The 22,714-nt window shown below is 71.1% G+C and carries 20 protein-coding genes and 1 tRNA gene; 9 read left to right on the forward strand and 12 right to left on the reverse strand.

Annotated elements, in window-relative coordinates:
• From ettA to AB8O64_RS13060, 5 genes are all read right to left on the reverse strand, one after another.
• A complete protein-coding gene (gene ettA / locus AB8O64_RS13040; RefSeq protein WP_356453014.1) occupies window positions 1-1,665 on the reverse strand; it encodes an energy-dependent translational throttle protein EttA in 1,665 nt (554 codons plus the stop codon).
• Window positions 1,666-1,850: 185 nt separating this feature from the next.
• Entirely contained in the window at window positions 1,851-3,296 is a 1,446-nt protein-coding gene (locus AB8O64_RS13045; RefSeq protein WP_370419327.1) for a Cys-Gln thioester bond-forming surface protein, read from the reverse strand.
• A gap of 219 nt (window positions 3,297-3,515) precedes the next feature.
• On the reverse strand, window positions 3,516-4,010 hold the full coding sequence (locus AB8O64_RS13050) for a single-stranded DNA-binding protein (protein WP_370419328.1): 495 nt from the start codon (window positions 4,008-4,010) through the stop codon (window positions 3,516-3,518).
• Between the two features lie 178 nt (window positions 4,011-4,188).
• Window positions 4,189-6,384: a GTPase gene (locus AB8O64_RS13055; protein WP_370419329.1), complete on the reverse strand. Its 2,196-nt coding sequence runs from the start codon at window positions 6,382-6,384 to the stop codon at window positions 4,189-4,191.
• On the reverse strand, window positions 6,381-8,030 hold the full coding sequence (locus AB8O64_RS13060) for a dynamin family protein (protein WP_370423861.1): 1,650 nt from the start codon (window positions 8,028-8,030) through the stop codon (window positions 6,381-6,383). The genes AB8O64_RS13055 and AB8O64_RS13060 overlap by 4 nt, the downstream gene beginning before the upstream one ends.
• Window positions 8,031-8,335: 305 nt before the next feature.
• Here AB8O64_RS13060 and AB8O64_RS13065 point away from each other — a divergent pair.
• A tRNA-Arg gene (locus AB8O64_RS13065) sits at window positions 8,336-8,408 on the forward strand.
• A gap of 601 nt (window positions 8,409-9,009) precedes the next feature.
• On the opposite strand, the gene AB8O64_RS13070 is transcribed toward AB8O64_RS13065, so the two are convergent.
• On the reverse strand, window positions 9,010-10,245 hold the full coding sequence (locus AB8O64_RS13070) for a DNA sulfur modification protein DndB (protein WP_370419330.1): 1,236 nt from the start codon (window positions 10,243-10,245) through the stop codon (window positions 9,010-9,012).
• 910 nt (window positions 10,246-11,155) lie between these two features.
• Between AB8O64_RS13070 and AB8O64_RS13075 the strand changes: the two genes are divergently transcribed.
• Entirely contained in the window at window positions 11,156-11,788 is a 633-nt protein-coding gene (locus AB8O64_RS13075) for a hypothetical protein (protein ID WP_370419331.1), read from the forward strand.
• 609 nt (window positions 11,789-12,397) lie between these two features.
• Window positions 12,398-12,604 (forward strand): acyl-CoA carboxylase epsilon subunit, encoded by a 207-nt coding sequence (locus AB8O64_RS13080; protein WP_370419332.1) that lies wholly within the window; start codon window positions 12,398-12,400, stop codon window positions 12,602-12,604.
• A gap of 18 nt (window positions 12,605-12,622) precedes the next feature.
• Here the strand turns inward: AB8O64_RS13080 and AB8O64_RS13085 are convergent, their stop codons facing one another.
• Together AB8O64_RS13085 and AB8O64_RS13090 are read right to left on the reverse strand one after the other, a co-directional pair.
• Window positions 12,623-13,825 (reverse strand): hypothetical protein, encoded by a 1,203-nt coding sequence (locus AB8O64_RS13085; protein WP_370419333.1) that lies wholly within the window; start codon window positions 13,823-13,825, stop codon window positions 12,623-12,625.
• Window positions 13,826-14,046: 221 nt separating this feature from the next.
• Window positions 14,047-14,286 (reverse strand): chaplin, encoded by a 240-nt coding sequence (locus AB8O64_RS13090; protein WP_356453008.1) that lies wholly within the window; start codon window positions 14,284-14,286, stop codon window positions 14,047-14,049.
• A gap of 307 nt (window positions 14,287-14,593) precedes the next feature.
• Between AB8O64_RS13090 and AB8O64_RS13095 the strand changes: the two genes are divergently transcribed.
• Genes AB8O64_RS13095 through crcB form a run of 3 tightly spaced genes read left to right on the forward strand, consistent with a single transcriptional unit; the run spans window position 14,594 to window position 16,737 of the window.
• Window positions 14,594-15,841, forward strand: coding sequence for a styrene monooxygenase/indole monooxygenase family protein (locus AB8O64_RS13095; RefSeq protein ID WP_370419334.1), 1,248 nt, complete (start codon window positions 14,594-14,596; stop codon window positions 15,839-15,841).
• Window positions 15,842-15,898: 57 nt separating this feature from the next.
• Window positions 15,899-16,390, forward strand: coding sequence for a CrcB family protein (locus AB8O64_RS13100; RefSeq protein WP_370419335.1), 492 nt, complete (start codon window positions 15,899-15,901; stop codon window positions 16,388-16,390).
• Window positions 16,387-16,737, forward strand: a complete 351-nt coding sequence (gene crcB / locus AB8O64_RS13105; protein ID WP_370419336.1) for a fluoride efflux transporter CrcB — start codon at window positions 16,387-16,389, stop codon at window positions 16,735-16,737. Before AB8O64_RS13100 ends, crcB begins: the two co-directional genes overlap by 4 nt.
• Before the next feature lie 14 nt (window positions 16,738-16,751).
• Here the strand turns inward: crcB and AB8O64_RS13110 are convergent, their stop codons facing one another.
• Entirely contained in the window at window positions 16,752-17,648 is an 897-nt protein-coding gene (locus AB8O64_RS13110) for a LysR family transcriptional regulator (protein ID WP_370419337.1), read from the reverse strand.
• A gap of 86 nt (window positions 17,649-17,734) precedes the next feature.
• Here AB8O64_RS13110 and AB8O64_RS13115 point away from each other — a divergent pair, with 86 nt between their 5' ends.
• From AB8O64_RS13115 to AB8O64_RS13125, 3 genes are read left to right on the forward strand one after another with little or no spacing between them, the layout of a single operon-like run.
• Complete coding sequence (locus AB8O64_RS13115; protein ID WP_370419338.1) at window positions 17,735-18,439, forward strand: succinate dehydrogenase cytochrome b subunit; 705 nt, start codon at window positions 17,735-17,737, stop codon at window positions 18,437-18,439.
• Window position 18,440: 1 nt separating this feature from the next.
• Complete coding sequence (locus AB8O64_RS13120; protein ID WP_370419339.1) at window positions 18,441-20,387, forward strand: fumarate reductase/succinate dehydrogenase flavoprotein subunit; 1,947 nt, start codon at window positions 18,441-18,443, stop codon at window positions 20,385-20,387.
• Window positions 20,384-21,139, forward strand: a complete 756-nt coding sequence (locus tag AB8O64_RS13125) for a succinate dehydrogenase/fumarate reductase iron-sulfur subunit (RefSeq protein WP_370419340.1) — start codon at window positions 20,384-20,386, stop codon at window positions 21,137-21,139. Before AB8O64_RS13120 ends, AB8O64_RS13125 begins: the two co-directional genes overlap by 4 nt.
• Before the next feature lie 12 nt (window positions 21,140-21,151).
• On the opposite strand, the gene AB8O64_RS13130 is transcribed toward AB8O64_RS13125, so the two are convergent.
• From AB8O64_RS13130 to AB8O64_RS13140, 3 genes are read right to left on the reverse strand one after another with little or no spacing between them, the layout of a single operon-like run.
• Window positions 21,152-21,370: a hypothetical protein gene (locus tag AB8O64_RS13130; protein WP_370419341.1), complete on the reverse strand. Its 219-nt coding sequence runs from the start codon at window positions 21,368-21,370 to the stop codon at window positions 21,152-21,154.
• Between the two features lie 57 nt (window positions 21,371-21,427).
• Window positions 21,428-22,096, reverse strand: coding sequence for a lipoprotein (locus AB8O64_RS13135; RefSeq protein WP_370419342.1), 669 nt, complete (start codon window positions 22,094-22,096; stop codon window positions 21,428-21,430).
• Window positions 22,097-22,139: 43 nt separating this feature from the next.
• Window positions 22,140-22,664 (reverse strand): hypothetical protein, encoded by a 525-nt coding sequence (locus AB8O64_RS13140; protein WP_370419343.1) that lies wholly within the window; start codon window positions 22,662-22,664, stop codon window positions 22,140-22,142.
• Window positions 22,665-22,714: the final 50 nt, after the last annotated feature.

Genomic DNA, 22,714 nt, shown 5'->3' on the forward strand with positions numbered 1-22,714 from the left:
TCAGCCCCGGGTCAGCTTCTTGTACGTGGCACGGTGCGGACGGGTCGCGTCCGCTCCGAGCCGCTCGACCTTGTTCTTCTCGTAGGACTCGAAGTTGCCCTCGAACCAGAACCACTTCGAATTGCCCTCGTACGCCAGGATGTGCGTGGCGACCCGGTCCAGGAACCAACGGTCGTGGGAGACGACCACTGCCGCGCCGGGGAAGTCCAGCAGGGCGTTCTCGAGCGAGGACAGGGTCTCGACGTCGAGGTCGTTGGTCGGCTCGTCGAGGAGGAGCAGGTTGCCGCCCTGCTTGAGGGTGAGCGCGAGGTTGAGGCGGTTGCGCTCACCACCGGAGAGGACACCGGCCGGCTTCTGCTGGTCCGGGCCCTTGAAGCCGAACGCGGAGACGTACGCCCGCGAGGGCATCTCGACGTGGCCGACGTTGATGTAGTCCAGCTCGTCGGAGACGACGGCCCACAGCGTCTTCTTGGGGTCGATGTTGGCGCGGGACTGGTCGACGTAGGAGATCTTGACGGTCTCGCCGACCTTGATCTCGCCGGAGTCCGGGGTCTCGAGGCCCTGGATCATCTTGAACAGCGTCGTCTTGCCGGCGCCGTTCGGGCCGATGACGCCGACGATGCCGTTGCGCGGCAGGGTGAAGGACAGGTCGTCGATGAGGACCTTGTCACCGAAGGCCTTGGAGAGGTTGTTGACCTCGACGACGATGGAGCCCAGACGCGGGCCCGGCGGGATCTGGATCTCCTCGAAGTCCAGCTTCCGCATCTTGTCGGCCTCGGCCGCCATCTCCTCGTAGCGAGCGAGACGGGCCTTGGACTTGGCCTGACGGCCCTTGGCGTTGGAGCGGACCCACTCCAGCTCTTCCTTGAGCCGCTTGGCGCGCTTGGCGTCCTTCTGGCCCTCGACCTTCAGACGGGCCTGCTTGCTCTCGAGGTACGTGGAGTAGTTGCCCTCGTAGGCGAGCGCGCGGCCGCGGTCCAGCTCGAGGATCCACTCGGCGACGTTGTCGAGGAAGTACCGGTCGTGGGTGATCGCCACGACGGTGCCCGCGTACTTGGAGAGGTGCTGCTCCAGCCAGTTCACCGACTCGGCGTCGAGGTGGTTGGTGGGCTCGTCGAGCAGCAGCAGGTCGGGGGCCTCGAGCAGCAGCTTGCAGAGCGCGACGCGACGCTTCTCACCACCGGAGAGGTTGGTGACCGGCCAGTCGCCGGGCGGGCAGCCCAGCGCGTCCATGGCCTGCTCGAGCTGCGCGTCGAGGTCCCAGGCGTTGGCGTGGTCGAGCTCCTCCTGGAGCTTGCCCATCTCATCGAGCAGCGCGTCGGAGTAGTCGGTCGCCATCAGCTCGGCGATCTCGTTGAAGCGGTTGAGCTTCCCCTTGATCTCGGCGACGCCGTCCTCGACGTTCTCCAGGACCGTCTTGGCCTCGTCGAGCTTCGGCTCCTGCATCAGGATGCCGACGCTGAAGCCCGGCGTCAGGAACGCGTCGCCGTTGGAGGGCTGCTCCAGCCCGGCCATGATCTTGAGGACGGTGGACTTACCGGCGCCGTTGGGGCCGACCACACCGATCTTCGCACCGGGCAGGAAGCTCAGCGTCACGTCATCGAGGATGACCTTGTCGCCGTGCGCCTTGCGCGTCTTGCGCATGGTGTAGATGTACTCAGCCAAGAGAAACCGTCCGGCAATCGATGAGTGGGCAGATACACACCATCTTGCCGCACCGGGCGCCCTGGGCGGAAACGGGTTGCGGGCGCGGTCCCGGTGCGGCGGGGCCCGCCGGGACCGCGGAGCCGCTCACGCCCGGCTCTGCCCCGGACCCGGGCCCCGGCTCCCGCCGGGGCCCTCGCCGCGCGTCACAGGCCCGTCGTCCTGTTCCTGCGGAGGAGGTAGACCGCGCCGCTGCCGACCACGATCAGGGCGATCGCCACGCCCGCGATCTTCGGGGTGGCGGTGCTACCGCCGGTGCTCGCCAGATCACCGGCGGTGCTGCCGCCTCCGGTGGAGCCGTGGGAGCCGCCGGTGGAACCGGCCGGGGTCCGGCTCGGGCGGGGGGAGGGAGCGGCGGCGCCCGGAGCACCGTGGGTGCCGATCCGGGAGACCTGGGTCTTCTGCGCGGTCTCGCAGTCCATGATCCCGGCGAAGGTCTTGGAGAAGCCGTTCGTCCCCTTGATCGTGAACTTGTAGGCCTGGTCCTCGGCCACCTTCACGAGCGTGGTCTCGGAGCCGCCGGGCTTGACGGTGTGCTTCCTGCCCTCCAGCTCGAAGGTGAACGCCTGGTCGCCCTTGTTGACCGCGGTGATCTCCACGCCGCCCTTGGCGCAGCTCTTCCTGGCCGACAGCGCCGGTATGGCGCCCTTCTCCGCCCAGTTCGCGGTGGCGGTGGCGGAGACGGTGCTCTCGCTGGAACCGGCCAGGATCTGCGTCTGGGTCTTGGTGTGGTCCCCGATGAAGGCGCGGCCGACCGGGACCTTGGTGGCGGCCGTGGCCTTGAGCGAGATGGTGCCGTCGGCCGCGCCGGAGGGCACGTCGAAGAAGAGCCGGCCGCCGTTGCCGGTGGTGGTGACGGGCTTCCCGGCCTTGTCCACGATCTTCACGCCCTTGCCCGCGGCGTCACCGGCGAGGGCCACGGAGACACTGCCGGCGTTGGTGCGGACGGTGACGGGGCCGAGCTTCTGCCCGGACTTCCCGGAGACGGCCGGCGGGGAGAGCGTGAGGGAGGCCTTGGGCTCATCGAGGGCCTCGGCGCTCTTGTGGAGGTAGTCCGCGAGCTTCTGGGCCGCGGGGTTCTTGGCGTCGACCTTGATGTGGTCCGAGTAGCGCCAGATCGCGACCTGGGTGCCCGCCGCGGCGGTGTTCGCGTCGAGGGGTCCGGACCCGGCGTCCTTGGCGAGCGCGGCGAGGTCGTTCACCTGGGGGTAGGAGTGCTGGAGGATCCAGCGGATCCTGCCCGCGTCCTTGTTGCCGTGCAGGGACGACTCGCTCCAGCCGGTCTCCTTGTACCTCGCGCCCTCCACCGTGTTGGTGCGGATGTCGACGCAGTAGGTCTGCAGCGTGCCGCCGCCGTCGACCTTCATCTCGAACAGGCCGGCCTGGACGCTCCCGGTCTTGCGCGCGTCGCGCACGACGGCTTCGGAGCCGGCCGTGATCCGGCCGAGCGAGGCGCTGACGCCGCCCGCGTGCTGTGGCGCCTCGTCCGCCGCGGCGGGGATCGCGGCGGCTATCGCGCCCGTCACCACCAGGGTGGAGGCCAGGGCCACTGCGGTAAGGCGGGCAGCTCCGCGCCTCGTTACAGAAATCATCGATTTCCTTTCAGGCAAGCGTGGATCGACCCCGATCGGTGCGGCTCGCCGGCGAACTCAAAACTCAGAAGCCCTCGTTGATACGAACGGGATCCTAAGGAGCGGCCGCGGCCCGATGCCCACCCATGCGTGCGCTCAACCGATCCGAATCGGAATCGTTACCGGGAAGGCGGATTCGTCCCGGCATTATCGATAAATCGCCGGGACAAACCCCTCATTTCACAGGGCGGTCGCCGCCCCCGCGGGCTCCCGTGCGGGCTCTCGCTCAGGCTCCCGCACCGCGAGTGGTTCACCGGCGTCGACCGGGCTCACCACCCCGGTCATCCGCACGGGTTCGAGCGGCAACGGCCGGGCGGGCGAGACCCTTCGGAACGCCGAGGTGCCGCGCGCGAGGTCGTGCCCGATCGACGTGGCGTCAATGTCCGCCGACAGCCACCGTTTCCCCTCGCGCTCCTGTTCCTGGATTCTCAACCGCCCCCGCACGATGAGCGGTTCGCCGATGGTCACCGAGGCGACCACGTTCGCGGCCAGGGCCCGCCATGCCCACACGGTGTAGAAGCTCGTGTACGCGTCCGCCCATTCCTCGCGCCCCCGGTCCCAACGGCGCACCGTGGCCGCGAGCCGGAGCCGCGACACCGCCGCCCCGTTCGCCGACTCCCTGAAGTCCGGTTGCGTCGCGACGTTCCCCACGACCGTCACCAGCGTCTCGTTCATACCGACCGCCCCCCGAATGGTTCGACTGCCCCGTCCTGACCGGTGACCTCATGCTGCCCCGGATCGGCGGGGCCCGTCGGGGGCTGTGGACGACCGGGCCGTTGGGGAAAAGACCGTCCCCCACAGGGATGACGTGCCCTCACCGGGGCCAGAGGTGGGGCGCCACACCCCTGCCCGCCTAGGTCTGTGTCTCCCCCGCCACGATCACGAACTGCGTCCGCACCTCCCGGTACCGCAGCAGCTCGGCCACCACCGGTTCCAGCACCCGCGCCCGTCCGCAGCCCGCGGCCGCGCCCCGCAGCCGGCGTTCCGTCTCCGACCCGTGCGCGCGGGCCGGCCCGCGCGCCGCCAGCCGGCAGCCCCACGCGAGGATCGGCCCACCCACTCCGCCGGCGGTGATCAGCAGCCCCGGCGCCCACCACTCCCCGCCGAACGCTCCCGTGACCGCACCCGTCAGCCACGCCATGCCCGCCAGTTGCACGACCAGCAGCGCGACCTGCGCGACCGCCACCACCGCCCACCACCTGGGCCGCGGCGGCCGGGCCGCGGCGGCCGCCGCCGATGCCGCCTCGTCCAGCGCCTGGGCCACTCCCTCGGTCCCGCGCCCCGCCGCCTCGCGCACGGCCTGCGCCCAGGGGCCGGGCAGCCCGACGGAGGCCTCGTACGCGAGGGTCCGCACCGCCTGCTCGACGAGCGGCCGGGAGGCCGTGCGGCGGGACGAGGCGGGGATGCCGGGGGCAGCGGCCGGGGAGCCGCCCGGGACACCGGTCGCGGACTCTCCGGCTCCGGGGGGACCGGGCCAGGGCACAGAGCCCGGGGCGAGCCCCGCGGCGGATCCCGCACCAGAACTCACTCCGGGGCCCGCATCGGGGCCGGGAACAGAACTCGAAACGGAACGTGAAGCGGAACCTGACACGGAGTCAGCGTCCGGACCGGAGCCCGAGGTCGGCACAGCGACCGGAGCACTACCCTCCGCCTTGGCGACGGCGCCTCGACGGGCCGCGCCCGCCGCCCTCGCCACGGCATCGGCCCGCGCCGCGCGCGGCACCCGTCCGCCACCGCTCCCCGCGCCGACTGCTCCGGCCACACCGGTCACACCGGTCTCCGCACCCCGTCCGGCGCCGCCCTTGGCCGCCGCCCGCCTGCGCTCGTACCAGCGTCGCACCGGCGCCCACGCCGTCCCGCACGCACGCTCCGCGTCCCGCAGCCAGGCCCGTTCCGCCGACAGCCCGGCCGCCTGGGCGCCCACCGCCTCCGCCAGCCGGTCCTCGAACTCCTGCCGCGCCCGTTCCGTGAGCCCCGGCCGCCCCTCGGCCATGTACGCGGGGCGCAGCCGCGCGGAGGCGCCGTCCACGTCGGCGGCCAGTCGCAGCTCCGCCGCGCTGCGCCGCGCCGTGAACTGGCCGAGCATCTGCCGCAGTTCACCGACACCCTCTCCCGTCAGGGCCGAGAGGGCGAGCACCACCGCCCCCGGCTCACCGTGCTCGCCGAGCGCGAGGCCGTCCTCGTCCAGCAGCCGCCGCAGATCGTCCAGCACCTGGTCGGCGGCGTCGCCCGACAGCCGGTCCACCTGGTTGAGCACGACGAAGGTGACCTCGGCGTAGCCCGCCAGCGGTCGCAGATAGCGCTCGTGCAGCACCGCGTCCGCGTACTTCTCCGGGTCCACCACCCAGATCACCGCGTCCACCAGGCCCAGCAGCCGGTCCACCTGCTCCCGGTGGCCGGGCGCCGCCGAGTCGTGGTCGGGCAGGTCGAGCAGGACGAGCCCGCTCAGCCCCGGGTCGTAGGGGCGGGACGGCAGCCGGCGCGCCTTCGGGGCGATGCCGAGCCGGTCGAGCAGGCCGTCCGCGCGGTCCGTCCAGGTGCAGGCGACCGGTGCGGCGGTGGTCGGCCGGCGCACCCCGGCCTCCGAGAGCGGCGCCCGGGCGAGCGTGTTGAACAGCGTCGATTTGCCGCTGCCGGTCGCCCCCGCGATGGCCACCACCGTCAGGTCGAGCGAGTGCCGCTGCCGCGCCTCGGCCTCCTCCAGCACCCGCCCGGCCTCGGCCAGCGTCCGCCGGTCCAGCCGCGCCCGCGACAGCCCGACCAGCTCCCGCAGCGCGTCCAGGCGGGGCCGCAGGGCGTTGCCGGTCGGTGTCGCGACCCGGGGCGGGGGCGCGACCGGGGGCCGGTCGGGCGGACGGTCCTGCTCCCGCGCGGGAGCGCCGTCGCGCCCGCCCCGCCGGGAGCGCTCCGGCTGCGCACGGCGTGCGATCAGCCCGTCGTCCCAGGTTTGGGGCGTGCGGTCGGGAAACTGTCGCTCCCCTCGCTCGCGGCGTCGTCCGGTGCGGCCTTCGGGTTCGTCGCGGCTGTCGGCGGAGTGCACGGCCGTCACCTTTCCTTCTGCAGTACGGACAGCGCGGCGATCAGCTCGACCTGGGTGTCGGGGGTCACGTCGAGGGCGTCGAGGGGGGCGGTCCGCCGGTCCCGTTCGGCGTCGAGCACCTGCTGCAGGCACGCGGCCAGCAACTGCCCGCCCCGGTCACGCAGTCGCAGCGCGCCCTGTGCCCCGAGTGTCTCGGCGAGCGTCTCCCCGGCCGTCCGGGCACGACGGCCGCCGAGCAGGCCCGCGGCGAGGAGGGCGGCGATGCGCTCGGCGTCGACGGACGCGCCGCGCTCCAGGGCCCGTACCTCCTCCTCCGCGATCTCCTCCAGGCAGCGCCGCCAGCGGCGGGCCGCCACACCGATCCGGCCGGCGGCGCCGTCCGGGTCGCGCGGGGCGAGGGCGGCCGCTGCGGCGGGGTCGGCGCCGCAGGCCGTGGCGATGTCCTCGTCGGCGGCGTCGGCCGCGCAGCACAGAAGGGCGGTGAGGGAGCCGGTGAGGGCGGTCAGCAGCTCGTCCGGGGTGCTGTCGAGCGGCTGACCGCGCCAGTGGGTGAGGGCGTCACCCGCGAGCGCCTCGCCGGCCGCGGTCTCCCGGCGTACGCGCTCGACGGCCCGCCCGTACGCGTCCTCCACCCGCTGGAGCAGTCGCACGGCCGCCGCGTGCTGCACGGCCGAGGCCCCGGCGAGGCCGGGCAGCCGCGACTGGAGGGACGCGAGGACGCCGCGGACGGTGCGGGCGGTGGCGACGGTCCGGGCCGCGGGGTCCTGGGCCCGCTGGGCGAGCCAGGCGCGCAGCCCCGCGACGGCGGTGGCGGGCAGCAGTCCGCTGCCCCCGCCGGCGGACTCGGGGAGCTCCGGGATGGTGAAGCGGGGGACGTCCCCGAGCCCGGCGGCCTCCAGCAGGGCCGCGTACTGCCGGGACACCTCGATGGACACCTGGTGCGGCACGCGGTCGAGCACGGTGACGAGGGTGACGTCGTACTCCTTCGCGGTCCGCAGCAGGTGCCAGGGCACCGCGTCGGCGTACCGGGTGGCGGTGGTGACGAGTACCCAGATGTCGGCGGCGCAGATCAGCTCGGCGGCGAGTTCACGATTGCGGGTGACGAGGGAGTCGATGTCGGGCGCGTCGAGGAGGGCGAGGCCGAGCGGCAGGGACCGGTCGGTCTCGATCCGCAGGGCGGCGGGTTCGTCGGCCCCGCCGTCGAGTTCGTCCGTCGTCTCCTGGAGCCCGGCCGGGTCGTCCCCCTCGAACACGCTGAACGCTTCCCGGACCATGGTGTCCTGGGCCGGCACCCACACCCGGCGCAGCTCCGGCAGGATCCGCGGTCCGGCGAACCAGTGGTGGTCGTCGGGGTGGCAGACGAGAACTGGCGTGCGGGTTGTCGGCCGCAGGACCCCGGCCTCAGTGACCCGACGGCCCACCAGGGAGTTGACCAGCGTGGACTTGCCGGCCCCGGTGGATCCGCCGACAACCGCGAGCAATGGCGCTTCGGGGGCGCACAGGCGGGGCACGAGGTAGTCGTCGAGCTGCGCCAGGAGTTCGGCACGGTTTCGACGGGCGCGGGCCGCGCCGGGGAGGAGGAGCGGGAAGCGTGCGGCGTCGACACGGTCACGCAGTGCGGACAGCGCGTCGAGCAGTCGGGGCCGTACGTCCAAGGTCGCCACACGTGCAGAATGCCCAATTCTGTTGTGTTTTTGAAGCGTATAGCCCATGGCGCGCGAGGCGTGGCGAATGAGGCCCAGGCATAACGAGTACACAACACCCGGCGTGTGAGGCGTCAAAAGCGATGCAAAATTCGCACCTGCCTGCGATTATCAGGACCGCTTCACCGAACCTCCACATCGTGTCACGGAGGTGAAGCAACCGGGACGAGGTACGCGGAGCCCTATCCTTGTCCCCGGCAAGGTCACGGCACCACCGAGCCCGGGGCTTCAGCCGTCCGCGACCGCCGCACACACCGGCCCCCGTAGCTCAGTGGATAGAGCAGGCGCCTTCTAAGCGCTTGGCCGCAGGTTCGAGTCCTGCCGGGGGCGCTCCGTTTCCACTGCACGCCCCTCCTTCCGGGAGGGGCGTTTCTGCTGGTCAGGGGCAGTCATGCTGGTCACAGTGAAGCCGTTGGTGACGACTCACGCGAGTCGTCACCGTCCGGCTGTGTCCGGCTGTCACCGGGTTTCTGCGGGTGGCCCCGGCGAATACGCGGCGACGTTCGCCGGGGCGGTGATCAGGCTTCCTCGTAGAGGTGGCTGATGTCCTGGGCTCCCTCGATGCGCTTCTGGATGTCCTTGAGCTGACCCGATATGCACCGGGCGTAGATGGCCAGGAGGACGGGCACGCTGTTGCCGGCCCACTCCGCGACCTGTGCCGGTGGCGCCCCGTTGTTCAGCCAGTTGGTCAGGCAGGTATGCCGCAGGTCATAGACCCGCTTCCCCAGGGGCGACGCGTACTGCTCCTTGGTGAGGACCGCTTTGCGGGCTTTGGCCCAGGCCCGGCGGAAGACGGAGCCTGCGCGGTCATTGGGGGGGCACCGGGCTTGACGAAGACCCCCGACCGATGTTGCCGGTCAGGGGCCGCCGTTCACGTACGCCGTGGGTGTGGGACTCGCGCCACGCCGGTTTTCCAGCCTTTCGCGCGAAGCTAGAACCGTCCGCGGATCTGCTTACCGGCTTCGCCCTCCAGGTGGTTCAGCGCGTCGTAGACCTTGTGGCCGGAGTCACGGGCACCGCCGGCCCAGGAGACAGCGCCCCGGTCGGTCACCTTGGCAGCGATGCCGCCCCAGTACTTCGCCTCGCGCTCCCACTGGATGCCCTCCAGCAGTCGTTCCAGGGTGACGCCCTCGGGCATGGGGTCTGAGCTCCAGGACATGGTGCGGTTCATGGTCGCACCAAGGCCGGCCACGACAGCGGGGGCGGTGACGGCAGTCTTGGCGTGGAAGAGCGCGGCGTTCTCTTGGAGGAATGCGCCCACCGTCTCCATGACCTCGCGCTGGACAACGAGCTTGTCCGGGCGGTCGCCGTTTTCGTCAGCGGGGATGTCCTCGTGCTCGATGCCGGTCGACGCGGCGTGGATACCGGCCTTGCCGAGCATTGCCGTGGCGACGAGGGTCCGCAGGACCGACATCGTCATCCACTCCGCGGCCTTGTCCGACACCTGGCGCTTGCCGGTGAGGATCAGGCTGGACAGCGGAACCGTGGTCTCGCCGACCGGCACCTTTAGCGACTCCATCAGCTTGCGCGTCACGGTGGTGCCGAAGTCGCGGCCATCCATGGACATGGCCAAGGACTTGTCGACCGGAACGCCCTTCAGGTTGCGGTCGTGGAAGATCTGGCGGGCGGCCATGACGCCAATGCCGTGGAAGATCTCGAACGACAGCGGGATCGCGCCGAAGTCGAAGTCCTCCTCCAGGTCGAACGCGGCCGGGTTCCTCTTGATCCGGTGCCACGCGGTGACCTGGGTCTCGCTGTCGAGAGCGTAGAGACCGTCCTTGATCGGCAGGGCTGACGAGCCCTCCTCGGAGATGACCAGCGGGCGCGGCGACCACAGGGTGATCTGCGGAAGCGACCAAGCGTCGTCGAAATCCCCCCGCAGACCGGCCGCAATGTAGTCGGCGTACTCGCCAACGTTCTTGGCCTTCTTGCTGCCCGCAGTGCCAAGGAGCCGCTGGATCTCGGCACGCGTGCGGGCGTACTCGCTGACCGGCTGTCCGGCCTTCTGGGCGCGCTTGGTGGCGTCCTCGACCTCTTGGGGGTCGTTGACGATGGCCAGCAGGTTCTCGCAGTCGATGACGCCGTTCGCCATGACCCCCTTGCGGATCTCGCGGAGGTCGACGGGCAGGCCGGTGGTCACCGGCTTCAAAGACTTGCTGATGCTCAAGATCCCTCCCCCTTCATCGGCGCTACTTTGACGCGCCGTCATGTGGATGGGGACGCTACCCAGCGGGTCGTCAGGAGGTCAACTGAGGTGCGCTGATCGCCCTATTATCTGCACCGCAGTCGCTGGTCTCATAGCTGCGGCATAGGCGTTGCCCCTTCAAGCACGACTACGGTAGGCATTTTTCAGTCATGTCAGCTGTCCGCGGAAACGGTGGCGGCGCCACAGAAGCGAGCCTTGACCGCCCTTAGGCCATGACGGTCACGCTTGCCTGCCTAACTGCCTGACAACCGCACCGGACGACGCTGGTCCACCACGGATTGTTCCGGTCTACCCGCCCAGCTCCCGCCGGCAGTAGCCCCAGGTGCAGCGACCACTCGATTTATTTCGGGACGAAGGGCCCCGCAGGTGCTCGCCGTCGAATACGCGATGAAGTTGCGCTGATCGGTTGAAACGGGCGACGAAACAGCAGATCAGCCGAACAGCGCCCCGCATAGACCAAGCCCCTTCCAAGCGCTTGCCGCAGGTTCGAGTCCTGCCGGGGGGCTCAGCGCGAGACCTTCGAGCCCCTCCTCCGGGAAGGACCTTTGTGCTGTGGACCGCAGCGAGGGCCCATAGAGACGGCGTAAGGGCCCGACCGCTTGTTCGGTGATCGCGGGGAGCCGGCCCTGTCCGACTGGCACCGTGCTTCTGAGGGCCACGGTGACGTTTCCAGATCTTGTTGCAGACGGCGGCTGTCTCGGTACGCCTCCCGGAAACCGGCAGCGGACGCCCCTGAACGGCAGGATCACCGCTGATGCCAGTCGTCCGGTGCGGAGGTCTCGTACTTGACCGTCGGGCCGGGCTGGATCACCGGGTTGGCACAGGTCCCCGACACCTTTCGAAGCGTTGAGTCCGCCCCGAAGATGGCCTGATGAGCAACTTAACGGAGTTCATAGCTCAGACCGCGAGTGCGCTGTTCGGAACCTTGGTCGGCGGAGCCATCACCGTGCACGTTGCCCGCTGGCAGACCGCGCGGACCCTTACCGCTCAGGCTCAGATAGCTGCATCCCAGCAAGCAGCAAACGCCACGCTCGCCAGTGAGCAGAGAGAGCGACAACGTGCCGCAGAGGCAGCCCACAACCTGCTTGAGCGACTTGCGACTCTCTACGCGTGGCTCCCCTCACTGCCCGACGTTGGCCTGGAAACACCGACCCTGAGCATTGCGGCACGCGATAAGTGCCGAGCCGCCTTGGACTCCATCCGGCATGGTGTGCAGACCGACCTTTTTGCCATTGCCGACAGCGAGGTGCGCGACCGCTATCGCTCACTGGTGGCACTCGGCTACGACGTCGGATACCGGCAGATAGGACACACAGACCGCCCTAGGCAGATTCGTGACGTGCGTCACTACCTGCGCTATGTACAACTCTCTCTTGAGACAGTCATCGACGGCGGAACGCTTCCAGCCCACGCTGTCCCGCCAGTTCTTGACCGGCCGGAAGGGGCTGCGTGGCTGCCGCCGCAGGTCCCACGGCACTGGCGCGACCCTACTGACGCAAGCTGAGTGGCGGTGTGACCTGACCGCCCCACAAGCTTCCGGGGGCGGTCCGGTTGCGTCCGGCTGGTACCGGGGTTCGGGGAGCCATGGCGGCGAGACGATGGTCCACTCCGGGCCTTGCATCATCGGTCGCCGTGCAGCAGGTCGCCCTCAGCGGCTTCCATGCGCTTGCGTTGGTGGGCAGCAGGGCCGCCACACTATTGCTGCCCCTGCCACCTGCGCAGGCGGAATACCGACGTTGAGCCAGGTGACCAGGCAGGTGTCCCGGTTGTTGTAAGCCGACCGCCGCATGCGCCGGATCATCGCGCTCAAGATCCACTCACACGGCTCCGGCTTGCTTGACAAGGCCCGCCGGCCAGCCCCTCGCGCGGTCCCCCGCCGGGCGGCGGGCCCTGCGGGTCCTGCCCCGATGTCGACTTCACGGGCTGACCGCGGCTCACAGCAGTTTACGGGCCTCGTTCCGTCAATCGCCGACCCCGCCGGAGGCCGTCGGCGGCCCCATCGAGGTTCGAGCGGTCTTCCATGGGCGCGCGCGCATGATGAGGCCCGAGGCGCCGGACGGCCCTGCGGGTCCCGCGGGGCCCGTCGAGTGAGGCCGAGTGAGGGGGGACAGCGATGAGCAGCGATTACCTCGTCCGTGTCGAGCGGGGCCGGGCGAGCGAGGAGGAGGTCGCCGCTCTCACGGCGGTGCTGCTGGCTCGCGCCGCCGCGGCCGGGAGCGGCGGCCGGGGCCGGGGCGGCGGCCGTCACGTCTCCTCGGCGCGGTGGCGGCGGCTGGAGCGTACGCAGGGCTTCCGCGCCCCGCACAGCTGGCAGCGCTGACGGCAGGTCAGCCGTCGGTCAGCTGCCTTCGTAGTTGGTCAGGACACAGCCGTTGACCAGTGCTTTCTCAAAGCGGTAGCCCTTGGGGGCGGTGAAGCCCTCCTGGCAGTTCAGGTGGAGGAACTGCGCCTGGTAGAGACCGTGCCGGGCCGACGGGTCGTTGGTCTCGACCGCGACGTTCTTCCCGACGAGCACCATGCTGCGGGTGGCCCGGTACCGGCCGCCGTTCTCCCGGAGCTCCTTCAGCTGGGCGGCCTTGGCCTTGGTCTGGAAGGTGATCATGTCGTCGACCTTGTCGAGCCAGGACAGGTCGTGGGCCCGGCGCTCGCCGCCCGGGTAGCCGCACATGCCGCGCTCGCCGACACCCCACATCTTGTGGTCGCCCTCGATGGCGGGCAGGTAGTCGATGGAGGAGACGGACATGGTCTCGGGGTCGGTGGAGAACTGCTCGCAGCCGACTTCGTGGTGGACGAGCTTCTTCAGCGCGGCGAGGCTGCCGGCCTCGGCGAGGCCGAGGCTGTCCTCGGGTTCGCGTCCTTCCTTGGGCCGGGCGCTCTCCCCGCGTTCCCGGCCTTCCTCCTCCGGGCTCTGGTGGTTCACGCTGCCCTTGCCGTCCTGGCTGTGGACGAAGTCGCTGAGGACGCAGTGCTCGACCAGCGCCTTCTCCTTCTTGTATCCCTTGGGGACGCCGAAGGTGGGGTTGCAGGTGAGGATGCGCAGCCCGGACTTGGCGAGGGCCATCGCCGACTCGGTCCTCCGTGGGACGACGGCGAAGTCCTTGCCGACGAAGACACGGCTGAAGAGCCCGTAGTCGCCCTTCCCGCCGTCGATGGCGTCCGAGACGTGCTTCTTGTAGCCCGCCTGGAACTCCTTCATGTCGGAGGTGCGGTAGAGGACGATCTGGCCTCGCTCGCGCTGGTCGCTGCACACGCCCCGCTCGGTCACGGACCAGGCCCCGGGCTTCGCCGGGTCGTCGGACGGCATGCGCTTGTCCGCGGGCTCCGTGCTCAGCTGCTCGCAGGAGGTGTGGCGCTGGACGTACTTCTGCGCCTCGGCCAGCGAGCCGGCGGACGGCGCTCCGGTGTCGGGCCCGGCGGAGTCGGTGCTGTTCGTCGAGGCCGGGGCCGCGCGGCCGGCGTCCTTGCCGCCGCCGTCGCAGGCGGCGGTGGTGACGAGGGCGGTGAGGGCGGCGGTCGCGGCGAATATCCGCTTGATGCGCATGTGTTGCTTCCGTCGAGGGAGAGAAGCGCTCCGGGAGGAGCGCTCCATGACGTGCGCATGCTAATGCGGTCGACGAGGGCGGCCGGACGCGCACATGCGTGTGGCGCCCGCCGACGAGGTCGGGGGCGCCACACGAAGCGTTCCGGGGCCGGGGCGGAAGGGACCGAAGAGAGCGTGCCCCGCCCGGAGCCGCCGGGATCACTCCCGGCCCGCCTGAGGGATCAGGCGTTGACGCAGGTGTTGCCCGACGTCGGGTTCAGCAGGGCGATGATGTCGATGGTGTTGCCGCAGAGGTTGATCGGCACGTGGATGGGCACCTGGATGACGTTGCCCGAGATGATGCCCGGGGACCCGGCGGCGACACCCTTGGCGCCCGAGTCGGCGACGGCGCCGCCGCTGAAGCCGGCGAGAGCGGCGCCCATGGTGGCGGTCAGGACTGCTGCCTTGGCGATTCGTGACATGGGGAGACACCTTTGCTTCGTCGTACGGGGAGGAGCTCCCGGCCGGTGACGGTCGGGAGCCGGATAAACGCCCAAACCTCGCAAAGGTTTCGTACGGCGCGCGGACGGGTGACCACGGCGGGGACACACCGCGTGTCGTGACGGCGGCGGGCGGGGGCGCGCGCCATCTGTACAGCGCGCGGCGGGCCCCGCTACAACGGGGTGCGGGCGTGGCCCCACGGTTTCCCGGGCGGGTCGCCCGACCGGCAGTGCGACCGGGACAACACCGGTATCAGCACGGGCAACGGCACCGGCAACGGAGGCAGCGATGCGCAGGATCGCGATCGTCGGAGCAGGGCAGGCGGGGCTGCAACTGGCCCTGGGACTGCGGGCCGAGGGGGCCTACGAGGTGACCGTGGTCACCGACCGGACACCGGAGCGCATCCGGTCCGGGCGGGTCATGTCCACGCAGCTGATGTTCGGCCCCGCGCTCGCCCTGGAGCGGGCGGCGGGCCTGGACCTGTGGGGCGACGCGGCCCCGCCCGTGGAGGGCCTGGCGATGGCCTCGATCGATCCGCCGGGCGCGCGGATCCGCTCCCTGGCCGCCCGCCTCGACACGCCCGCCCGGTCCGTCGACCAGCGGGTCAAGACGGCACGCTGGCTGGAGCTGTTCGAAGAGCGCGGCGGCCGGGTGGAATACCGGGCCGTCACCCCGGCGGACCTCGCGGACCTGGCCGCGGCCCACGATCTGACGGTGGTCGCCTCCGGTCGCGGCGCCCTCGCCGAGACCTTCGCGCGCGACGACCGCCACAGCCCGTACGACCGTCCGCAGCGCGTCCTGGCCTGCGTCTATCTGCACGGTGTCGAGCGCGGCCCGGACCTGTCCGGCCCGCACGGACGGCTCTACTCCGCGGGGGAAGCGGGCGAGTTCTTCGTGCTGCCCGCCCTGGTCGCCGAGGGCCCGTGCCACATCCTGTTCTGGGAGGGGCACCCCGGCGGCCCGCTGGACTGCTGGCAGGACCGCCCGGACCCCGAGGCGATGCTGGAGCGGTCGCTGGAGCTGCTCCGGCGGTACGCGCCCTGGGAGTACGAGCTGTGCGCGAAGGCGGAGCCGACGGACGCGGGCGCGGCGCTCTTCGGCGCCGTCACCCCGACGGTCCGTCGGCCGGTCGCCGAGGTCGCCCCGGGCCGGCACGTCCTCGGCATGGCGGACGCGGTGGTCCTCAACGACCCGGTCACCGGGCAGGGCTCGAACAGCGCGGCCCGCTGCGCGGCGGGCTATCTCCGGTCGGTCACGGACCGGGGCGAGGGGCCCTTCGACCGGGCGTGGATGAGCGGGACGTTCGCGGCGTTCTGGGAACACGCGCGGCACGTCACCGCCTTCACCAATCTCATGCTGGGCCCACGGCCCGAGCACGTGCGCCGCGTGCTGACGGCGGCGGCGGACCATCCGGAGGTCGCCCACCGGTACGTGAACGGCTACGCGGACCCAGCCGGCTTCCAGGAGTGGCTGACGGACCCCGACCGCGCCGACGCCTATCTGGCGGCGGTCGGCTCCGCGACGGTGCGCAGGTAGCCTGGGCCGTCTTCGCAGGAGGAGGCGCGGGAGCGCGCGCAGGAGGAGGCGGCGGCCGTGGACCGGGCCGGACCAGCGGGAACGATCGAGCCGATCGACCCCGACGTCGAACCCGAGGACGTGCGCGGCACGGTCCGTGACCACTGGCCGGTGCTCTGCGCGGTGTCGGTGGGCGGCGGGCTGGGCGCCGCCGCGCGTTACGGCGCGGGCCTCCTGTGGCCGACGGCGAGCGGCACCTTCCCCTGGACGACGTTCGGGATCAACCTCGTCGGCTGCGCGCTGATCGGCGTCGTGCTGACCGTGGTGTCCCGGCTCGCCTCGCCCCACCCGCTGCTGCGGCCGTTCCTCGGCACGGGGATCCTGGGCGGCTTCACCACGTTCTCCACGTACGCGGTGGACATCCGGCAGCTGCTGGCGGACGACCGCACGGCGACCGCCCTGGCCTGTACGGCCGCCACCCCGCTCGCCGCGCTGGCGGCGGTGTGGGCGACGGCCACGGCGACCCGCCGTCTGCTCGACCGCCTGACGCGCCGGGAGGCCACGGCGTGACCTGGCTGTTCGTCATCACCGGCGCGATGGTCGGCGCCCCCCTGCGCTATCTCACCGACCGCGCCGTCCAGTCCCGCCACGCCTCCGCCTTCCCCTGGGGCACGTTCACGGTCAACATCACCGGCTCCTTCGTCCTCGGCCTCCTCACCGGCGCGACGGCCGACGTCCATCTGGCCCTGGGCACGGGCCTGTGCGGGGCGCTCACGACGTACTCGACGTTCAGCTACGAGACGCTGCGGCTGGCGGAGGAGGGAAGGCGCGCGTACGCGGTGGCGAACGTCGCCGCGAGCGTGGCCTGCGGCCTGGGCGCGGCCTGCGCGGGGGCGGCGCTGGTGGGGGCGGGCTGAGACCGCCCCCTTGGTCAGCCCTCCGGCTCCGCCGCCAGATGCTCCAGCAGCACCCGCCGCAGCTCGCGCGCCGCGCGGGGCGGGGTCGCGTCCTTGCGGTGGGCGATCGCGATCGTGCGGCGCATGCGGGGGTCGTCGAAGGGCGTGACCCGCAGACCCGAGCGGGCCGCGACCATGCCGGGGACGACGGCGAGGCCGAGGCCCGCGCGGACGAAGCCGAGGACCGCGTCCATTTCGCCGCCCTCGACCGTGAAGGACGGTTCGAAGCCGGCCGCGCGGCACGCCGCCGTGGTGATCTCCCGCAGGTCGTAGCCGCGGCGGAACATCACCATCGGCAGCTCCCGCAGATCCGCCACCCGTAGCGCCCGGCGCCGGGTCGGGGCGGGCGAGGCGGGGTCGGAGACGGCGACCAGGTCCTCATGGAGGAGTTCGGTGGTCGCGAGGGCCGGGGCGCCGACGGCCAGCGGGGTGATGATCAGGGCGAGGTCGAGTCCGCCGGCGGCGAGGGTGCGGACGAGGTCCCGCGAGCCGCCCTCGTCGATGAGGAGCTCGATGCCGGGGTAGCGGGCGTGGTACGTGCGCAGCACGTCCGGCACCAGGCTCGCGCACAGGCTCGGCGGCGCGCCGAGACGCACCCGGCCCCGGCGCAGCCGGGCGACCTCCTGGACCTCACGGTGCGCGGTCTCGGTGTCCGCGAGGATCCGCCGGGCGAGCGGCAGCAGCGCCTCGCCCGCGTCGGTGAGCGTGATGTTGCCCCGGGCCCGGTGGAACAGCTCGGCGCCCAGCTCCCGCTCCAGGGCCCGGATCTGCTGGGAGAGCGACGGCTGGGCGACGTGCAGCGCCTCCGCGGCCCGGGTGAAGTGCCGGACTTCGGCGACCGTGGCGAAGTAGCGGAGCTGCTGGAGTTGCACCTGTCCAGCATAGATAGGCGTGGCCTATGGAAACCAGGCCCACCATGTCTTGGACGGATGGAGAGTGGCTGCCTAGCGTCGGACGCATGGCACTGGCGACCCGGACGGAGCGGCCTCCGTCCCTCATCGGCACCGTGTGGCACTCGACCGTCGGCAAGAAGGCGGTCATGGCCGTCACCGGTTTGATCATGCTGGCGTATCTGGTCGCCCACATGACGGGCAATCTGAAGGTCTTCTTCGGGGCCGGGGAGTTCAACCACTACGGGCACTGGATCCGCACCGTCGGCGAACCCTTCCTGCACCGGGAGTGGTTCCTGTGGGCGGCGCGGGTGGCGCTCAGCGTCTCGGTCGTCCTGCACGGCGTGGCCGCGTACCAGCTCAGCCGCCGCGACCGCGCCGCCCGCCCGGTGAAGTACCGGCACACGCCGCAGCGCGCGAGCTACGCGACCCGCACGATGCGCTGGGGCGGGGTGATCATCGCCCTGTTCATCGTCTGGCACATCCTGGACCTCACCACCCTCACGGTGAACCCCAACGCCCAGCAGGGCCGCCCGTACGAGAACCTCGTCGCGTCCTTCGACCGTCCGGCCGTCACGGCCTTCTACATCGTCGCCGTGCTCGCCCTCGGCCTGCACATCCGGCACGGCTTCTGGAGCGCCGCGCAGACCCTCGGCGCCGGATCCCCGCGCCGCGACCGCGCCCTGAAGTTCCTGGCCAACACCTTGGCGGCCCTGCTGACCTGTGGTTTCCTCGCCCCGCCGCTCGGCGTTCTGACGGGAGTCGTGAGCTGAGATGTCCGAATACCTGCACTACGGTGTCGGCGCGCCCGTCATCGACACCAAGGCCCCCGAGGGCCCGATAGCCGAGCGCTGGGACCGCCGCCGCTTCGACGCCAAGCTCGTCAACCCCGCCAACCGCCGCAAGCACACCGTGATCGTCGTCGGCACCGGTCTCGCGGGCGGCGCGGCGGGCGCCACGCTGGCCGAACAGGGCTACCGCGTCGTGCAGTTCTGCTACCAGGACTCGCCGCGCCGCGCCCACTCCATCGCCGCCCAGGGCGGTATCAACGCCGCCAAGAACTACCGCAACGACGGCGATTCCATCCACCGGCTCTTCTACGACACCGTCAAGGGAGGCGACTTCCGCGCCCGCGAGTCCAATGTGCACCGCCTCGCCCAGGTCTCCGTCGAGATCATCGACCAGTGCGTGGCCCAGGGCGTGCCCTTCGCCCGCGAGTACGGCGGGCTGCTGGACACCCGTTCCTTCGGCGGCGTCCAGGTCTCCCGCACCTTCTACGCCCGTGGCCAGACCGGGCAGCAACTGCTGCTCGGCGCGTACCAGGCGCTCACCCGGCAGATCGCGGCGGGCGGCGTCGAGATGCACCCGCGCACCGAGATGCTCGACCTGATCGTCATCGACGGCCGGGCGCGCGGCATCGTCGCCCGGGACCTGATCACGGGTGAGATCTCCAGCTACTTCGCGGACGCCGTGGTGCTGGCCTCCGGCGGTTACGGCAATGTCTTCCACCTCTCCACCAACGCCAAGAACTCCAACGCCACGGCCGCCTGGCGCGCGCACCGGCGCGGCGCGTACTTCGCCAACCCCTGCTTCACCCAGATCCACCCCACCTGCATCCCGCGCTCCGGCGATCACCAGTCCAAGCTGACGCTGATGAGCGAGTCGCTGCGCAACGACGGCCGCATCTGGGTACCGAAGGCCAAGGGCGACACCCGGCCCGCCGCGCAGATCCCCGAGGACGAGCGCGACTACTACCTGGAGCGCATCTATCCCGCCTTCGGCAATCTCGTCCCGCGCGACATCGCCTCCCGCGCCGCGAAGAACGTCTGCGACGAGGGCCGTGGTGTGGGGCCCGGCGGGCAGGGCGTCTACCTCGACTTCGCCGACGCGATCGCCCGGATGGGCCGCGAGGCCGTCGAGGAGAAGTACGGCAACCTCTTCGAGATGTACGAGCGGATCACCGCCGAGAACCCGTACGAGGTGCCGATGCGCATCTACCCGGCGATCCACTACACGATGGGCGGACTCTGGGTCGACTACGACCTCCAGAGCACCGTCCCCGGTCTCTTCGCGATCGGCGAGGCCAACTTCTCCGACCACGGTGCCAACCGGCTCGGCGCCTCGGCCCTCATGCAGGGCCTGGCCGACGGCTACTTCGTCCTGCCCGCCACCATCAACGACTACCTCGCCCACCACCCGCACGAGCCGGTCGACCCCGGGCACCCGGCGGTCACCGAAGCCGTCACCGACGTCACCACCCGGCTGCGGCGCCTGCTGGAGAACGACGGCGACCGCACCCCCGACTCCTTCCACCGCGAGCTGGGCGAGCTTCTGTGGGACGAGTGCGGCATGGCCCGCACCGACAGCGGACTGCGCAAGGCGCTTGGCCGCATCCCGTCGCTGCGCGAGGAGTTCTGGCGGCGGATCAAGGTCCCGGGCACGGGCGAGCAGCTCAACCAGTCGCTGGAGAAGGCGAACCGGATCGTCGACTACCTGGAGCTCGCCGAGCTGATGTGCCTGGACGCCCTGCACCGCACGGAGTCCTGCGGCGGCCACTTCCGTGAGGAGAGCGCGACGCCGGAGGGCGAGGCGGCGCGCAAGGACGAGGAGTTCGCCTACGCGGCGGCGTGGGAGTTCACCGGCACGGGCAGCGCGCCCGTGCTCCACAAGGAAGAGCTGCGTTTCGAGTACGTCCACCCCACCCAGCGGAGTTACGCATGAACCTCACCCTGCGCATCTGGCGCCAGACCGGACCCGACTCCGCCGGTGCCATGACCCGTTACGAGGTCACGGGCATCTCCCCGGACATGTCGTTCCTGGAGATGCTCGACCACCTCAACGAGGAGCTGATCCTCTCCGGTGACGAGCCCGTCGCCTTCGACCACGACTGCCGCGAGGGCATCTGCGGCGCCTGCGGCATGGTCATCAACGGCCAGGCCCACGGTCCCGAGCGGACCACCACCTGCCAGCTCCATATGCGGCACTTCCAGGACGGCGACACGGTCGACGTCGAGCCGTGGCGCGCGTCGGCCTTCCCGGTGGTCAAGGACCTGGTCGTCGACCGCTCGGCCTTCGACCGCGTGATCGGCGCCGGCGGCTATGTATCGGTCCCCACCGGCGCCGCGCCCGACGCCCACGCCACACCCGTCCCGAAGCCCGTCGCGGACCTCGCCTTCGAGCACGCCGAGTGCATCGGCTGCGGCGCGTGCGTCGCGGCCTGCCCGAACGGCTCGGCGATGCTCTTCACGGCGGCGAAGGTGGTGCACCTGAACGTGCTCCCGCAGGGTGCCCCGGAGCGGGAGTCGCGCGTGCTGGACATGGTCGGCGCGATGGACGACCAGAGCTTCGGCGGCTGCACGAACACCGGCGAATGCGCGACGGCCTGCCCGAAGGGCATCCCGCTGTCGTCGATCGCGACGATGAACCGGGAGTACCTGCGGGCGACGCTGAAGGGCGGGGCGCGACGCGGGTGACTCCGTCGGTGGTCACCGCACGGTGCCCGGGGGCCGGTAGACCTCGGGCGGACGGGGCGGGTCGGGGAAGTCGAGGTCGACGCCGCCGGAGTAACTGTCCCGGGTGGGACGCGGCTCCACTGTCTCGTCCACCTCGAACGCGCCCATCACCGCGACCGCGACCGCCACCACGACCGCGGCGAACAAGAGGGTGGCTCCGACTCCCCACAACGCACTCGGGGCCTTCCGCATCACACGCGCTCCTCAGCTTGCGTCCATCCGGCTCGGGAGACGCTTTTGAGGATAGGTTCAGCCGGCGGGGAGCAGGGTCTTCTTGGCCAGTTCCCAGGCCGGGAGCATGTCCTTGTACTCCTCGCCGTCGAACGCGGTGAGGTGCAGGACCGCCGTGCCCTTCGGGGTCATCACCGCGAGGGCACGCTGCGGGGACGGCTCGTCCAGCAGCGGGCTCGACTCCTTGTACGTGACCTCCGCGGCGGTCAGGCCACCGACCTTGGTCTCACTGAATTCCTGCTCGCTGACGCGCTTCTCCTCGGCCATGAACGCGTCCAGGACCTGCCGCGGCGACTTGTCGCTCCGCGCTGCGGTCCACACCCGCATATTGCCGAGCAGTCCCGCCGGCTTGGCGTCGACCACGCAGGCGGCCGTGACCGACGTACGGTCGTTCAGCTTCGCCAGCATCTTGGCGTCCTCGGCGGACGACGCCGCGGGCTTCCAGCTCTTCGCCACCTCGAACGACACCGGAAGCTCACAGACCGTACCGGCGGTGCCGATCCGGGCGGCGTCCTTCTTCCCGACGGCCTTCCCGGTGTCCTGCTTCCCCGTGTCCTTCCCGGTGTCCTTCGCCGCGCCGGCCGAGGCCTTGGCGGAGTCGCCGCTCTTTTCGTCAGCGGACGAGCAGCCGGTGAGCATGCCGACCGAGAGGACCGCGGTCGCCGCAGCCCACGTGAGTTTGCGCATCAGATCTTTCCCCGTCATTCGAACGAACCGCGCAAATCTAGCTCTACAAGGGCGGCGCACCCAAACGGCTTTTCGCACGCCCTTTCGCGCGATCGAGGTCACGGCCGAGATGCGCGCGGCGCAGGCCGTTCTCCCGGAGATTGCGGCGGTCCTCGGCGGTGTCGTACATGAGCTGGGTGTGGAAGTAGTTCACGTGCTCCAGCACCGCGAACAGCGCGAAGCACAGCCCTGGCACGCTTCCCCTCCCGGGGTCGTCGGCGGTCGCCCACAGGGTGAACAGCACCCCCGCCGCCAGCACCGGCACGTTGATCAGGCGGAGGGCCGCGAAGACCCGGAGGCCCGGCAGGGGCCTCCCCGGGGACGCGAGGCGGCGGAGCTTGGCCAGCCAGTAGGCGGCGCCCTCCACGAGGAAGAGCGCGAACAGCGCGAAGCCCACGGCGTTCGCCGCCGTCACCGGGAAGCCGGTCACGCCGAACCAGAGCGCGGCCTGCAGGGGGATGTTGAACAGTTCGAGGACGACCAGCGACCGCAGACGCCGCCGGATCCAGACGCGGGAACGGTTGTTCATCCGGTGATCATGTCAGCAGCCCGCAGCCGTACCGCGCCGAGACGGCCCGG

The sequence above is a fragment of the Streptomyces sp. QH1-20 genome (assembly GCF_041283565.1).
Lineage (GTDB): Bacteria > Actinomycetota > Actinomycetes > Streptomycetales > Streptomycetaceae > Streptomyces > Streptomyces syringius.

Excerpts from the sequence above, each read along its gene's own strand:
- AB8O64_RS13045 (WP_370419327.1), bottom strand. The coding sequence starts at position 3,296 with ATGATTTCTGTAACGAGGCGCGGAGCTGCCCGCCTTACCGCAGTGGCC.
- AB8O64_RS13050 (WP_370419328.1), bottom strand. The coding sequence starts at position 4,010 with ATGAACGAGACGCTGGTGACGGTCGTGGGGAACGTCGCGACGCAACCG.
- AB8O64_RS13075 (WP_370419331.1), top strand. The coding sequence starts at position 11,156 with ATGAGCAACTTAACGGAGTTCATAGCTCAGACCGCGAGTGCGCTGTTC.
- AB8O64_RS13080 (WP_370419332.1), top strand. The coding sequence starts at position 12,398 with ATGAGCAGCGATTACCTCGTCCGTGTCGAGCGGGGCCGGGCGAGCGAG.
- AB8O64_RS13085 (WP_370419333.1), bottom strand. The coding sequence starts at position 13,825 with ATGCGCATCAAGCGGATATTCGCCGCGACCGCCGCCCTCACCGCCCTC.
- AB8O64_RS13090 (WP_356453008.1), bottom strand. The coding sequence starts at position 14,286 with ATGTCACGAATCGCCAAGGCAGCAGTCCTGACCGCCACCATGGGCGCC.
- AB8O64_RS13095 (WP_370419334.1), top strand. The coding sequence starts at position 14,594 with ATGCGCAGGATCGCGATCGTCGGAGCAGGGCAGGCGGGGCTGCAACTG.
- AB8O64_RS13115 (WP_370419338.1), top strand. The coding sequence starts at position 17,735 with ATGGCACTGGCGACCCGGACGGAGCGGCCTCCGTCCCTCATCGGCACC.
- AB8O64_RS13120 (WP_370419339.1), top strand. The coding sequence starts at position 18,441 with ATGTCCGAATACCTGCACTACGGTGTCGGCGCGCCCGTCATCGACACC.
- AB8O64_RS13125 (WP_370419340.1), top strand. The coding sequence starts at position 20,384 with ATGAACCTCACCCTGCGCATCTGGCGCCAGACCGGACCCGACTCCGCC.
- AB8O64_RS13130 (WP_370419341.1), bottom strand. The coding sequence starts at position 21,370 with ATGCGGAAGGCCCCGAGTGCGTTGTGGGGAGTCGGAGCCACCCTCTTG.
- AB8O64_RS13135 (WP_370419342.1), bottom strand. The coding sequence starts at position 22,096 with ATGCGCAAACTCACGTGGGCTGCGGCGACCGCGGTCCTCTCGGTCGGC.
- AB8O64_RS13140 (WP_370419343.1), bottom strand. The coding sequence starts at position 22,664 with ATGAACAACCGTTCCCGCGTCTGGATCCGGCGGCGTCTGCGGTCGCTG.